The 13,570-nt window shown below is 61.3% G+C and carries 16 protein-coding genes; 8 read left to right on the top strand and 8 right to left on the bottom strand.

From position 1 onward, the window contains the following. On the bottom strand, positions 1-206 hold a 206-nt coding region (locus tag ACP7E6_RS18445; protein ID WP_426231173.1), incomplete at its 3' end, for a hypothetical protein. 146 nt (positions 207-352) lie between these two features. Here ACP7E6_RS18445 and dapE point away from each other — a divergent pair. Both dapE and ACP7E6_RS18435 read left to right on the top strand, forming a co-directional pair. After that, positions 353-1,546, top strand: a complete 1,194-nt coding sequence (gene dapE / locus ACP7E6_RS18440; protein WP_426231172.1) for a succinyl-diaminopimelate desuccinylase — start codon at positions 353-355, stop codon at positions 1,544-1,546. After that, positions 1,533-2,144, top strand: a complete 612-nt coding sequence (locus ACP7E6_RS18435; RefSeq protein WP_426231171.1) for a hypothetical protein — start codon at positions 1,533-1,535, stop codon at positions 2,142-2,144. Before dapE ends, ACP7E6_RS18435 begins: the two co-directional genes overlap by 14 nt. A gap of 13 nt (positions 2,145-2,157) precedes the next feature. On the opposite strand, the gene truA is transcribed toward ACP7E6_RS18435, so the two are convergent. The 5 genes from truA to def form a co-directional block, all read right to left on the bottom strand. After that, the gene (gene truA, locus ACP7E6_RS18430; protein ID WP_426231170.1) at positions 2,158-2,901 is read right to left on the bottom strand and encodes a tRNA pseudouridine(38-40) synthase TruA; all 744 of its coding nucleotides are present in this window, start codon (positions 2,899-2,901) and stop codon (positions 2,158-2,160) included. Beyond that, positions 2,901-3,836 carry a methionyl-tRNA formyltransferase gene (gene fmt / locus ACP7E6_RS18425; RefSeq protein WP_426231169.1) on the bottom strand — a complete coding sequence of 312 codons (936 nt, stop codon included), beginning with the start codon at positions 3,834-3,836 and terminating at the stop codon, positions 2,901-2,903. The genes truA and fmt overlap by 1 nt, the downstream gene beginning before the upstream one ends. A 22-nt stretch (positions 3,837-3,858) precedes the next feature. Next, complete coding sequence (locus tag ACP7E6_RS18420) at positions 3,859-4,278, bottom strand: type II toxin-antitoxin system VapC family toxin (protein ID WP_426231168.1); 420 nt, start codon at positions 4,276-4,278, stop codon at positions 3,859-3,861. Then, the gene (locus tag ACP7E6_RS18415; protein WP_426231167.1) at positions 4,275-4,535 is read right to left on the bottom strand and encodes a FitA-like ribbon-helix-helix domain-containing protein; all 261 of its coding nucleotides are present in this window, start codon (positions 4,533-4,535) and stop codon (positions 4,275-4,277) included. The genes ACP7E6_RS18420 and ACP7E6_RS18415 overlap by 4 nt, the downstream gene beginning before the upstream one ends. Before the next feature lie 63 nt (positions 4,536-4,598). Then, positions 4,599-5,123, bottom strand: a complete 525-nt coding sequence (gene def, locus ACP7E6_RS18410; protein WP_426231166.1) for a peptide deformylase — start codon at positions 5,121-5,123, stop codon at positions 4,599-4,601. Positions 5,124-5,267: 144 nt separating this feature from the next. On the opposite strand from def, the gene ACP7E6_RS18405 reads away from it, so the two are divergent. The 4 genes from ACP7E6_RS18405 (at position 5,268) to ACP7E6_RS18390 (ending at position 10,557) form a co-directional block, all read left to right on the top strand. Then, positions 5,268-6,467, top strand: a complete 1,200-nt coding sequence (locus tag ACP7E6_RS18405) for a DNA recombination protein RmuC (RefSeq protein ID WP_426231165.1) — start codon at positions 5,268-5,270, stop codon at positions 6,465-6,467. Between the two features lie 51 nt (positions 6,468-6,518). Beyond that, positions 6,519-7,418 (top strand): ribokinase, encoded by a 900-nt coding sequence (locus ACP7E6_RS18400; protein WP_426231164.1) that lies wholly within the window; start codon positions 6,519-6,521, stop codon positions 7,416-7,418. Between the two features lie 289 nt (positions 7,419-7,707). Continuing rightward, positions 7,708-10,077, top strand: a complete 2,370-nt coding sequence (locus tag ACP7E6_RS18395) for a methyl-accepting chemotaxis protein (RefSeq protein ID WP_426231163.1) — start codon at positions 7,708-7,710, stop codon at positions 10,075-10,077. Between the two features lie 180 nt (positions 10,078-10,257). Next, a complete protein-coding gene (locus ACP7E6_RS18390; protein ID WP_426231162.1) occupies positions 10,258-10,557 on the top strand; it encodes a hypothetical protein in 300 nt (99 codons plus the stop codon). Between the two features lie 89 nt (positions 10,558-10,646). Here ACP7E6_RS18390 and ACP7E6_RS18385 read toward each other — a convergent pair whose 3' ends face one another. Continuing rightward, entirely contained in the window at positions 10,647-11,591 is a 945-nt protein-coding gene (locus tag ACP7E6_RS18385) for a nucleoside hydrolase (RefSeq protein WP_426231161.1), read from the bottom strand. A gap of 154 nt (positions 11,592-11,745) precedes the next feature. Here ACP7E6_RS18385 and ACP7E6_RS18380 point away from each other — a divergent pair, with 154 nt between their 5' ends. Together ACP7E6_RS18380 and ACP7E6_RS18375 are read left to right on the top strand one after the other, a co-directional pair. Next, complete coding sequence (locus ACP7E6_RS18380) at positions 11,746-12,177, top strand: Hsp20 family protein (protein WP_426231160.1); 432 nt, start codon at positions 11,746-11,748, stop codon at positions 12,175-12,177. A 139-nt stretch (positions 12,178-12,316) separates the two neighbouring features. Beyond that, a complete protein-coding gene (locus ACP7E6_RS18375; protein WP_037104558.1) occupies positions 12,317-12,574 on the top strand; it encodes a DUF1150 family protein in 258 nt (85 codons plus the stop codon). Between the two features lie 297 nt (positions 12,575-12,871). On the opposite strand, the gene trmB is transcribed toward ACP7E6_RS18375, so the two are convergent. Continuing rightward, the gene (trmB, locus tag ACP7E6_RS18370; RefSeq protein ID WP_426231159.1) at positions 12,872-13,570 is read right to left on the bottom strand and encodes a tRNA (guanosine(46)-N7)-methyltransferase TrmB; all 699 of its coding nucleotides are present in this window, start codon (positions 13,568-13,570) and stop codon (positions 12,872-12,874) included.

Genomic DNA, 13,570 nt, shown 5'->3' with positions numbered 1-13,570 from the left:
GTCGCCATCGTTGCGACAATGCGCAAGCTTCTCACCATTCTCAATGCCATCATCCGGGACAATAAACCATGGCAAAACGCTTGACGAACAAGACAGTCGCTCTCCCCGCTGGGGAGAAGAGGGAACTCCACCTCCCCCTTGAGGGGGGAGGTCGCGACGCAGTCGCGGGTGGGGGTGACCACCGCGAGCGCCATAGTCAATTGCATATGCCGCAGATCACCCCACCCCGGCACTACGTGCCGACCCTCCCCCTCAAGGGGAGGGTAAAACTGCCGCAAACGCCAAGGGTAACCCCGTGACAGCCCCGTATGGATCGGCTAAACCAAGCCCCGCGAAACAACAGGCTTCCTTGATGACCGCTACCGATCCCGTCGCCAATCTCTCCGCGCTGATCCGCTGCCCGTCCGTGACCCCTGCCGAAGGTGGTGCGCTGACGGCCCTCGAAGCGATGCTGAAGCCGCTCGGCTTCGTTACCGACCGGGTGACGGCGACCGAGGACGGCACGCCGGATATCGAAAATCTCTATGCCCGGCTTGGCACCGATGGCCCGCACCTGATGTTTGCCGGCCATACCGACGTCGTGCCGGTTGGCGACGAGAGCGCCTGGACGCATGGACCGTTTTCCGCCGATATCGCCAATGGCGAAATGTATGGCCGCGGCGCCGTCGACATGAAGGGCGGCATTGCCTGCTTTGCCGCCGCCATCGCCCGTCATATCGAGAAACATGGCGCGCCCAAAGGCTCGATCTCGTTCCTGATCACCGGCGATGAGGAAGGCCCGGCGATCAATGGCACCACCAAGCTGCTCGAATGGGCAGCCGCCAAGGGCGAGCGCTGGGACGCCTGCCTGGTCGGCGAGCCGACCAACCCCGACCATCTTGGCGACATGATCAAGATCGGCCGGCGCGGCTCGCTGTCCGGCACCATCACCGTGCACGGTGTCCAGGGCCATGCCGCCTATCCGCATCTGGCAGACAGCCCGGTGCGCGGCATCCTGTCCCTTACCCAGGCGTTGATGGACCCGCCCTTTGACGGCGGCACCGACAATTTCCAGCCGTCAAACCTCGAAGTGACGACGATCGACGTGGCCAACAAGGCCGTCAACGTCATCCCGGCCAAGGCGTCGGCAAGTTTCAACATCCGCTTCAACGACACCTGGGAAGCCGATAGCCTGAAAGCGGAGATCATCGCCCGGCTGGATCGCGCCGCCGCGGAAAGCCCGCTTCGTCCCGGCCGGCCGCCGGTCCGCTACGATCTCGTCTGGAGCGAACGGCCGAGCCACGTCTTCATCACCCGCAACAACGCCCTGATCGCTTCGCTGTCAGGCGCCGTCGAGGCCGTCACCGGCCGCGAGCCGAAACTGTCGACCACCGGCGGCACGTCGGATGCGCGCTTCATCAAGGATTACTGCCCGGTCGTCGAGTTCGGCCTTGTCGGCCAGACCATGCACATGGTCGATGAGCGCGTCGCCGTCGCTGACCTCGAAACTCTGACGCAGATCTACGAAACCTTTATCAGCCGCTGGTTTGGCCATGCCGCAGATTGAGGAGATCGGGGCTTATCTGAAGGGTGTGTGGCTGCTGGTTCTCGGCGATAGAAGCGGCTTCGACTGGCTCGACATCACGGCGACCGGCGTCTGGCGCTCGTTTGCCGCCTTCCTCTGGTGCCTCCCGGCCATGGCCGTCGGCTGGGCGGCGTGGCGTCTGTTTTATCTGGAACAGATGCCGACAGGAACGGAGACAGGACTTGGCTTCATTTTAAGGCTGTTTCTGGTCGATATGACGATGTGGATCGTGCCGCTGGTGCTGGTGGCTGTGCTGGCAAAACCGCTCGGCTACGGCGACATGCTGGCCTCGATCATCATCAGCACCAACTGGCTCGCCGTCCCCACGGTCTACGCGATGGCCGTTCCCCTGGCGATACGGCTGGTCATCCCAGGCGGCCAAGGGCTGGCCTACCTGTTGTCGCTGATCCTGCTGCTCGCCAATTTCACGGTGATCTTCAAGCTGGTGAAAACGGTGACCAACAACCAGCTTCTGCTCGCCTCGGCGATCTCGGCCCTTTTGATCCTGCCGTCCCTGATGCTCAGCGAAGCCCTGCCGCCCCTGCTCGGCCTGATGCCGATCTATCCGACGCCCCTTTAGAGCCTCTTACGATCTAATAATCGACCTGCATGAAATAAAGCCCGTCGGGCGGCGCGACGGGACCGCAGGCCTTGCGGTCTTTCGCTTCCAGTGCTGCCCGCACGTCGTCCGGCGTCCAGCGCCCGTCGCCGACCATTTTCAAGGTGCCCGCGAACGAGCGTATCTGATTGTGCAGGAAACTCTGGGCCGTCGCCCGGATCTCGATGACATCGCCAGACCGTGTCACATCCAGCCGGTCGAGCGTCCGCCACGGGCTGTTCGCCTGGCAATGGGTGGAACGGAACGTGGTAAAATCGTGATAGCCGACCAGCATCTGGGCAGCGGCGTGCATGGCTTCGTGATCGATCGGTTTCGACACCCACCAGGCCCGCTTGGCTTCCAGGGCCAAGGGCGATGGCCGCGATATGATCCGGTAAAGATAGTGCCGCCGCAGCGCTGAAAAGCGGGCGTCGAAATCATCGGAAACCTCGGCCGCCTCGATGATCGACACCTGCTGCCCGGCCCGCCCGAGATAGGCGTTCAGCGCATTGCGCAACGTCTCCGGCTTCCAGGCCCGCGACAGATCCACGTGTGCCACCTGGCCCCAGGCATGCACGCCGGAATCGGTGCGCCCCGCACCCCGGATCAAAGCCGGCTCGCGGGTCAGGGCCAGGATCGCCTTTTCGACGGCACCCTGTACCGACGGCCCATTGTCCTGCCGCTGCCAGCCGACATAATTGGAGCCGTCATACTCGATCAGCATGCGAAACCGCGGCATCAGGACAGCCTTGTGCCGGCGGGAATGGGCGTGCCGCGCCGGAAATCCTCGGCATTCAGCACCTTGCCCCCCGCCTTCTGCAGCCGGGTCAGCCGCACCGACCCCTCGCCGCAGGCAATCGTCAGGTCGTCGAACAGCGCGGTGCCCGTCGGGCCGCCGGCGGTTTCGACCACCGAAGACAGAACCTTGATCCGCTCCGGCTTGCCGCCGATCTCCAATTCGAACCAGGCGCCCGGAAAGGGCGACAGTCCGCGAATGTGATTATGGACTTCAATCGCGGGCTTGCGGAAATCGATCCGCGTCTCGGCCTTGCTGATCTTGGCCGCATAGATGACGCCATCATTGGGTTGCGGCGTCAGCGGCAGGTCGCCGCCATCGAGCTTGTCCATCGCCTCCTTCATCAGGCCAGCACCGGCCAGCATCAGCTTGTCGTGCAGTTCACCGGCCGTCATCTCGTTGCCGATGGCGACCACCTTGGTCAGCGCCACGTCGCCGGTGTCGAGACCCTTGTCCATCTTCATCACCATCATGCCGGTCTCGTGATCGCCGGCCATGATCGCCCGCTGGATCGGCGCCGCACCCCGCCAGCGCGGCAGAAGCGACGCGTGGCCATTGTAGCAGCCAAGCCTCGTGCCGCTCAGAATCTCCTCCGGCAACAGCAGGCCATATGCCACGACGACGGCGACATCGGCGTCGAACTCGCGAAACGTCTGGCGGTCAGCTGCATCCTTGAAATTGACGGGCGTCAGAACCTCGATACCAAGCAGTTCGGCCGCCTGATGCACCGGCGATTTCTGCAGGTCGAGACCACGGCGCCCGCCGGGACGCGGCGGCTGGGTGTAGACGGCAACGATCTTGTGACCAGCCTGCGCCAACGCTGCCAATGTCGGGACCGAAAATTCCGGCGTTCCCATGAAGATGATGCGAAGCGGCATGGTGCGCGGGTCTCCGTTCTGATCAGGCTCCTTCAAACGGGTTTACGAGCTTCAAATCAAGCCCCTCGAAGTCTTTTGTATTGCGCGTCGCCAGCGTCGCATCATGCGACAGGCAGATTGCGGCAATCATGGCGTCCTTGGTTCCCATCGCTCTTCCCGCCCTCTGACGTTGAGCGGCAATAGCCCCGTAAAACCCTGCTGCGGTTTGCGAAAAGCTCAGGATTCGTCCGGAGAACTCATTTTCAATGCGCAAAAACGTCTGGCGCAGGCTCTCTTGCCGGGCGCTCGGATCCAGTAGGGCGATACCAAACTGAATTTCCCCCAGCGCGATTGCTGTCAGAAAGATCACCTCGCTATCATAGCCGTCCAACCATCGCAGAATGCGTTCGCTGTGGTGTCGTCCCTGAAGCTCCGAAATTACGTTGGTATCGAGAACGATCATGTGAAGTCCGGCGGAAGGCGGTCGGACTGCCTGCGAAATGCATCGATGGCGCGCAACTCCTCATCCGCAAATTCGGCCTCGCCCAAAACGGCGCGAAGCCGTTGCCCGGCTGTCTGTGCACCGCGCTGCTCTCTCTCTAAGGCAGCACGAATCTGCACGATGGCCTCGTCAGAAAGACTGCGGCCGTTGCGGCGCGCACTTTCCTGCAACTCGACCTTCAAGGCATCGTCAATTCCACGAAGAAGCAGATCGCCCATGCGCAACCCCCTATGATATCGCTGATATCATAGGCTCGCTGGCACGGGTTTTCAAGGAAAGCGTCAGATCGCCTTGGCGCCGCGGGTCTTGGCGGCCTTGGTGAACTTGCGGATCACCATTTCGCGCTTGAGCTTGGAAATGTGGTCGATGAACAGAACACCGTTCAGGTGATCGATCTCGTGCTGCAGGCAGGTCGCCAGAAGGCCATCGGCCTTGGCCGTCAGTTTCTTTCCTTCGAGATCGATGTATTCGATCGTGATGGCCGCTGGCCGTTCGACTTCGGCATAATAGTCCGGGATCGACAGGCAGCCTTCTTCGTAGACGGACGGCTCGTCGGATGTGGTCAGGATCTTCGGATTGATAAAGACCAAAGGCTGCTTTTCTTCGCCGTCCTTCGACACGTCGATCACCAGCATCTGGCGGGGAATGCCGATCTGGATCGCCGCAAGCCCGATGCCTGGCGCATCATACATCGTGTCCAGCATGTCGTCGGCCAGACGGCGGACATCGGCATCGACCGTTTCCACCGGCTTGGACAGCTGGCGCAGGACGGGATCGGGAAGAATGATGAGCGGCTTGATGGTCATCTGGCTCCCATAACCGATCTTTCGCGCCGATGGAATTCTCGTTTTCAAGATTTTTGCAGCAAACGCAGCAGTTTGTATCGATCGATTTACCAATGTTCTTGTTTTGATCTAGTCAACACATTCGAATCCCCATACGCTAGGCCGATGGAACCGACAATTCTCACGCTCGATCAGCCGCTTTTCATTCTTGGCTCCTATACGGTAACGCTGGGCATGTGCCTGTTCGGCGCCGTCGTCATCCTGCTTTTTGCGGGCATTCCGGCGGTTCTTGGCAGGCGGCGGGACCGGCAGACGGCTGTCGATGCCGAGCAGCGCATGACGGCGCTCCTAGCGGCGCAGACAGAGATGCAGGGCCGTATCGCGGCGATGGCCGACGTGTTTGGGGCGCGCCAATCCGAGCTCAACCAATCGATCAGCCAGCGGATCGACGGCATGACGCACCGGCTCGGCACCTCGATCACCGAGCAGACCAAGGCGACGCATGAAAACCTGCGGCGGCTGCAGGAGCGGCTGGCGGTCATCGACACGGCGCAGACCAATATTCAGTTGCTGGCCAAGGACATGGCCGGGCTGCAGAGCATCCTGTCCAACAAGCAGACGCGTGGCGCCTTTGGCCAGTCACGCATGGAAACGATCATTGCCGATGGCCTGCCGATGGGCGCCTATGCCTTCCAGACGACACTGTCCAATGGATCACGGCCGGACTGCACGATCCGCATGCCGAACGGCCAGCCGGTACTGGTGATCGATGCGAAATTTCCGCTCGAAGGCTGGAACGCCATTCGCAACGCCGAAAACCCGGAGATGGTCCGCCAGGCGCAACAGCAGTTCCGCCGCGACATGGAGGTGCATATCCGGGATATTTCCGGAAAATACCTGATCCCCGGGGAAACCCAGGACACCGCCTTCCTCTTCGTACCCTCCGAATCGATCTTTGCCGAGATTCACGAGCATTTCGAAGGGATCGTGCAGAAGGCGCACCGGTCCCGCATCGTCATCGTCTCGCCGTCGCTTTTGATGCTGTCGATCCAGGTTATCCAGTCGATCCTGCGCGATGCCCGGATGCGCGAACAGGCCCATCTGATCCAGGGCGAGGTGATCCGGCTGATGGAGGACCTGACCCGGCTCGACGACCGTGTGCGCAAGCTGCACGGCCATTTCCTCACCACACAGAAGGATGTCGACGACATTCTGGTATCGTCGGACAAGCTCAAGCGGCGCGGAACGCGCATCGAGGCGCTGGACCTCGAAACCGCCAGCACAGCGGCAGACGGCAAGACGGACCAGAAATCCTTCGACACGCGGATCGGCCAATTGAAGCTGCGGGTGGTTGACGAGGACTGACCCTCTCGGGCACTGTCCCGCAAAAATCGCCTGCCCCGGGAGACACTTCAGATGATCACAGTTTTCGGCTCCATCAACATGGACCTGATCGCCACCACCGCACGCCTGCCCAAGCCCGGCGAGACCGTGACCGGCACGAGCTTTTCGACCGCAGCCGGCGGCAAGGGCGCCAACCAGGCGCTGGCAGCGCGGCGAGCCGGAGCCAGCGTTCGCATGGCGGGGGCGGTCGGATCCGATAGTTTTGCCGATGGCGCGCTGGCTCTCCTGAAACAGGCGGACACCGATCTGTCATTGACCAAAACCGTCAGCGAGCCGACCGGCACCGCGCATATTCTCGTGGGTGGCGATGGCGAAAACGTCATCGTCGTGGTGGCAAGCGCCAATGGCACGGTCAGCGTTGACGATGCGCAGTCCACTGTCGGGACGATGAGCCCCGGTGATACGCTGATGCTGCAGCTGGAAATCCCGGCTTCCTCGGTCGAGGAAGCACTCGTTGCTGCCAAGAGCAAAGGCATCATCTCGATCATCAACATCGCGCCTTTGACGGCAGATGCTTCGCGGCTTGGCCGGATGGCGGATATCGTCGTGGCCAACGAGACGGAATTCGAGCTGCTGGCCGGACGCGACGGGCTATCGGCAACGGAGCGTAAAGACGCCATGCAGGCTCTGTCGCGGGAAACAGGCCAGACCGTCATCGTCACCCTGGGCGCCGAGGGCGTCGTGGCCGTGCGCAACGGCAATATCCATCATGCCAAAGGCTTGAAGATCGAGCCGGTCGATACCGTCGGCGCCGGCGATACCTTCTGCGGCTATCTCGCCGCCAGCCTCGATGCCGGGCTCGATTTCGATGCGGCGCTGCGCCGTGCTGCCGTTGCGGGATCGCTCGCCTGCCTCAATCCGGGCGCCCAGCCGGCCATTCCGCTGGCCGCCGAGGTGGACGCCAGACTCTGACCGGCGGCACGGTCAAACCGTGCCGTTGCGCAATCAGGACAGCCAAAGTCGCCGACGCGGCACTCGGATCGAAGTCCTGTAAAAACTACGGGATCTCGGTCCCTCACGTTGTTCTAATTTTAATAAATATCGCGCTATCAAAAACCTGCAAAGGCTGCCTTCCCAGGATCAAAGGCGGCCTCACGATGTCGGTCGGCATCTGGCGCTCCATGAGGGGGCATCTCCCATCCAAAGATCGCGTCATTCCGCGGCTTGAAACCCGTGGATCTCTCACAATGCGGGGACACCCATGTTCAAGTTCCAGGCCAAATCGCTGGCGACAAAACTTATAGCGGTTACGGGCGGCACCATTGCGCTCGTACTTCTTGCTTCCAACTATGTGCTGATCTCCCAGACGCAGGACCGCGTCGAGACACTGGTTCTCGACCAGGCGCGCACGGAAGCGAAATCCATTGCGTCCGACATTGCCAGCAACATCGCCGAACTGGCAGGGGCTGCCCGCTCGACCGCCGGTATCATCGGACGCGGCCAGGAAGGCGGCTATCTCGACCGCAAGGCCGTGGTCGATTTGCTGAAGGCCAATGTCGAGAAGAACACATTCGCGTTTGGCAGCTGGTTTGCCGAAGAACCGAATGCCTTCGACGGCAAATCCAAGGACTATGCGGGCCAGAAGGATTTCGGCGCCAGCAAGGATGGAACGCTGAACCCATACTGGACGAAGAGCAAGACCGGTATCGCCTTCTCGACATTCGATTCCGACTATCCGGCTGATTGGTATGGACTGGCTGCCAAGAGCCTCAAGGGCGCGATGTCGCCGCCCTATACCGAAAGCACCACGGGCGACAACAACTCGATGTCCTCGATCGCCTATCCGGTCCTCTCCAACGGCAAGCTGATCGGCGTCAGCGGCGTCGATGTTTCGCTGTCCTCGCTTGCCAACAAGGTGAAGGATATTCGCCCCTTCGGTACCGGCCGCGTGACGCTGCTGTCGCAAACCGGCAAATGGCTGGTCGCCCCGATCCCGGACCTGCTGATGAAGGACTATGATGGCATCGGAGCAGATGTCGTCAAGAACGCCGTGTCCTCCGCAAAGCCGGGCATGATCCATGACCTGACCTATGACGGTAACGAGACCTTCGAGCGTGTGGTCTATCCCTTTTCCCTGCCGGACGTGAACACCACCTGGGTCGTTCTCGTCGACGTCCCGCAATCGGCCATCAACGCACCGGTCGTCGACCAGACCTACATGATGATCATCGGCGGACTGATCGTGCTCGGCGCTGTGCTTCTCGGCCTCTACCTCTCCGTTCGCAGCTTCGTTAAGAAGCCACTTGCGGGGCTGGTCAGCGATGTCGAAAACCTCAGCAAGGGTGTCTATGCCACCGCCGTTTCGGGTCAGGATCGCACCGACGAAACCGGCTCCGTCGCCAAGGCGCTCGAAGGCTTCCGTCACCGGCTGGCCGATACCAAGCGCCTGGAAGCCGAAGCACTGCAGGAGCGCCGGTCTTCCGAACAGCAGCGCAGCCAGTCCGAAGCCGAACGCGCCCAGTCGAACGCGACCCAGCGCGAAATTGTTGCCAAGCTCGCCAAGGGTCTGTCGCAACTTTCCTCCGGTGACCTTGCCTATCGCATCACCGACGATTTCCCGGGCGAATATGCCCAGCTGAAGACCGACTTCAACTCCGCCATGGACAGCCTCGAAGAGACGATCCAGACGGTCAACAGCTCGGTCGTCAACATCGGCACCGGCACCAGCGAAATCAGCAACGCCGCCAACGACCTGTCGCACCGCACCGAACAGCAGGCCGCAAGCCTGGAAGAAACGGCGGCAGCGCTCGATCAACTGACCTCGCAGGTCAACGCCAGCGCCGACAATGCCAAGGTCGCGGCGAAATCCGTCGAGACCGCCAGCAGCGATGCCGAACAGTCCGGCGAAGTGGTACAAAAGGCGATTGCCGCGATGAAGGGCATCGAGCAGTCTTCGGGCGAAGTCAGCCGCATCATCGGCGTCATCGACGAAATCGCCTTCCAGACCAACCTGTTGGCGCTGAACGCCGGTGTCGAAGCCGCCCGCGCCGGCGATGCTGGCAAGGGTTTTGCCGTTGTTGCCCAGGAAGTCCGCGAACTCGCCCAGCGTTCCGCCAATGCGGCCAAGGAGATCAAGCAATTGATCAACACCTCGGCCGGCCAGGTTCGCGACGGTGTCGATCTCGTCGGCCGTGCCGGTGGCGCTCTGCAGAAGATCGCCGACCAAGTGGTCCAGATCAATGGCCTGATCCGCCAGATCTCGGGCTCTGCCTCCGAACAGGCCGTCGGCCTGAAGGAGATCAACACGGCGGTCAACCAGATGGACCAGGTGACCCAGCAGAACGCGGCGATGGTGGAAGAAACAACCGCCGCCAGCATGGCGCTGAACGAGGAAGCGCGCGCATTGAGCACGCTCGTCTCCCGCTTCCATGTCGCCCGTCAGGCGCAGTCTTCCACCGACATGCTGCGCAACACTGCCGACCGGATGCGCACGCCTGCCAGAGCATCCACGCCGAGCTACAGCGCGCCTACGAAATCGGCCCCGGCCCGTTACAGCGCCCCGGCGCCAAGGGCAGTGCCGCAGGTTTCCGGCAACACGGCCCTTGCCCAGGACAATTGGGAAGAGTTCTAAGCCGCAGGCGCTCGACCATTCAGACGACATGCAAACGGCGCCCATGTGGCGCCGTTTGGTTTTGTGCGCAGCACACCCCAATGACGGCCAGCCGCCGCCTCTGCTCGCTCGCCAACCTCAAGTGGAACTTTTAGCAACCTTCAGCGTTAAGGGTGCATTATCAACGCGGAGGAATTCGAGATGACTGATCGTGGACCCACAGTTATCAATACGGGCCGCAGCAACACCGGTTGGATTGTTGCTGTCATACTGGCGCTTGCCGTCATCGCCGGCATACTGATGTATACCGGCGTTATCAACCTCAACGGTGGTGGCCGTACCGAGGTGAACGTCAACGTGCCGGCAGTGGAAACCCCATCGACCGACAAGCCCGCAACGGACACCCCGGCAACGGGTACGCCTGCGACCGGTACGACAACGACGCCCACAACGACACCCACAACGCCCACGACGACCACGCCCACAACAACCACACCTTAAATGTGAAGCTCGATCGGGAGTTATGCTCTCAAAGCTGGAAACAACGGCGCCCTTGCGGCGCCGTTGTTTGTTTGACGTTTTGCTGACGCTCAGAGGCGAGCGAGCCGCTCCGTCAGGAGATCGAAAAACCCCTGATCATCAACTTCGCGCATCACCTTGGCATTGTGTTTGCGGCCGGTGACCTGCCACCAATCGACAACGGTCATGCCGACGGTCAATTCCGACTTGGTCTCGATCTCGACATTGCAAGCGCGGCCCTTGAACAGCTCGGGACGCAGCAGATAGGCAATGACGGTCGGATCATGCAGCGGGCCGCCATCGGAGCCGTATTTCTCGATATCGAAGCGTTCGAAGAATTCCAGCATTTCCGCCATGGCGACCGCCGCCGGCGAGCCGATCGCCTTGATCTTTTCGACGCGGGCCTTGTAGGTCAGCACCCGGTGTGTGACATCAAGCGGCATCATGACGATCGGAATGCCGGACTTGAAGACGATGTCGGCGGCATCCGGATCGACATAGATATTGAATTCTGCAGCCGGCGTGATGTTGCCGCCCTCAAAGAAACCACCGCCCATCATCACGATTTCGCGGACGCGCGGCGCGATCTGCGGCGCCTTGTTGAGCGCCAGCGCGATATTGGTGAGCGCGCCCAGCGTGCAGAGCGTGACGGTGCTTGACTCCTCAGTAAGCAGGGTCTCGATGATGAAATCGACCGCATGCTGCGCCTGCATCGGCATGGTCGGCTCTTCGACGACAGGACCGTCGAGGCCGGTCTTGCCGTGTACGTGCTCCGCCGTCACCAGCTGGCGCACCAGCGGCCTGTCGGCCCCGGCATAAACCTTCACGTCGCGGCGATTGCACAGCTCGCAGATCACCCGAATGTTGCGGGATGTCAGCGCGACCGGCACATTGCCGGCGACGGCGGTAATGCCCAGCACATCGAGCTCGCCGGGGCTGCCGAGCGCCAGCATGATCGCGGCGGCATCGTCCTGCCCCGGATCGGTATCGATGATGATCTTTCTCGGCACGGCCATGCGGGTCTCCTCCAAATCGGCGAGCGGGACTATGATTTGCCTCTTGGCCCAGTGCAAGCGCCTTGCACTCGCTACGCACAGCTACCATATTAAGCCTCGCGGATGCTGCCTCGCAGGTCCGTCAAAACAGTCGCTTGAGCTGCAAGGACTAGATATGACCCGGATCACGCCCTTCACGAGCCCGCTTTTGCTCGGTTTCGACGCGATGGAAAAGACCCTTGAGCGCATCGCCAAGGGCAATGACGGCTACCCTCCCTATAATATTGAGCGCGTGCGCCACGACGATTCATCCGTCGAGCCGGACAGTCTGCGAATCACCCTGGCCGTCGCCGGTTTTTCCGAGGACGATCTCGACGTTACGACCGAGGAGAACCAGCTGATCATCCGCGGGCGCCAGACCGAAACCGGCGATCGCGACTATCTGCACCGGGGCATTGCCGCGCGCCAGTTCCAGCGCATGTTCGTGCTGGCCGACGGAATGCAGGTTTCCAAGGCCGAGCTGAAGAACGGCCTGCTGTCGGTCGATCTCATTCGTCCGGAACCTGTCCGTATGGTAAAGAAAATTAATATTTTGGTCCCAGAGTAGGATGACCGGCAGCTTGTGCCGGCTGCACCAAGGACCCGGCCGCTCCCAATGGCCTCGAACTTCGTACAGGAAAATCAATGTGTTGCGGATTTGATTGTCCTAAGGACGACGAAATCGGCAAAGCCACGGAGTACGACTCATGGGATTGAAACACGTCAGCTCACATCTGTCGAAAAATGACCTGGCGCATCTGGGCGCCGGCGAAGTTGGCTATATCCGCAAGATGCGCTCGGACGAAGTGTCCCGCGTCTTCCCGGAAGCCCCCAACATGGACCCTGATCTTGACCTGTGGGCCCTGTTCGGCGCCGACGGCACGCCGATTCTTTTAACCGACAACCGTTCCAGCACCTTCTTCAAGGCCGCAGAAGACGATCTGCGCACCGTCAGCCTGCATTAAGACGACGGGCTGACGTGACATTCCGGCCTAGGGCGCTTCATCTTGAAACGGGAGCGATTCTGTTGGCTCAAAACGGCCGCTCCACACGAAGGATGGTGCAGAGCGATGCCGATCCATCGGGCCAGCCATCCGACACAGTGGACGGCCGTTTTGAGCCAACCCGAAGGGCCGGATGAATTTCGGCCATTACCGGCGGCAGCCGTCTCGACCGCAGCTTCTGCTGCGCTCTTCGCCAACCGCCTTGGTCCTGGCCGAAATTCCTTCCGGCAGAATGCTTCCGTTTCAAGATGAAGCGCTCTAGACGCGCCGGAATGTCAGATAGGCGGACTTGCGGCCTTCCCGGCGCGCCTTGGCCTCGTAGCGCGTGCTCGGCCAGCCGGCATAGGGCGTCAGCCAGTCTGAGGCGTTTTCCGCCGTCCATTCGAACGCCGCGTGATCGTGGCAGTGCGACAGCGTCCAGTTGACATAGGTATCGATATCCGAGGCGAAGCAGAAGATGCCGCCCGGCTTCAGCACGCGCGCGAACCGGTCGAGATTGACCGGAGACACGAAGCGGCGCTTCCAGTGTTTCCGCTTCGGCCACGGATCCGGATAGAGAAGATCGATCTGATCGATCGAATTTTCCGGTAGCCAATCCAGGACCTGCGTGGCGTCATCATCGTGCAAGCGGATATTTTCAGCACCGCGCTCCTCAATGTACCCCACCAGCTTTGCCATGGAATTGACGAAGGGCTCGACGCCGATAAAGCCTGTATCCGGGTCTTCAACGGCGCGGTGAATCAAGTGCTCGCCGCCGCCAAATCCGATCTCCAGCCGCACACGTCCGACGGGATGCGTAAACAGCGTCTTCACGTCTGCGGGTGCGGGCGCGGCCAAGTCGAGCCGGATCAAGGGCAGGACCGTATCAAGATGCGTCGCCTGCAGCGCGCGCAAAGGTTTGCCCTTGCGGCGGCCGAAGAAAGCTTCGGTCGAGCGGCTGCGATGCTGTTCAGTCAT

Origin of the sequence: Pararhizobium sp. DWP3-4, from assembly GCF_049898205.1 — a bacterium.
Classification (GTDB): Bacteria; Pseudomonadota; Alphaproteobacteria; order Rhizobiales; family Rhizobiaceae; genus Pararhizobium.
Note: the sequence above shows the minus strand (reverse complement) of the source record. Positions and strands in the feature narration are given on the sequence as shown.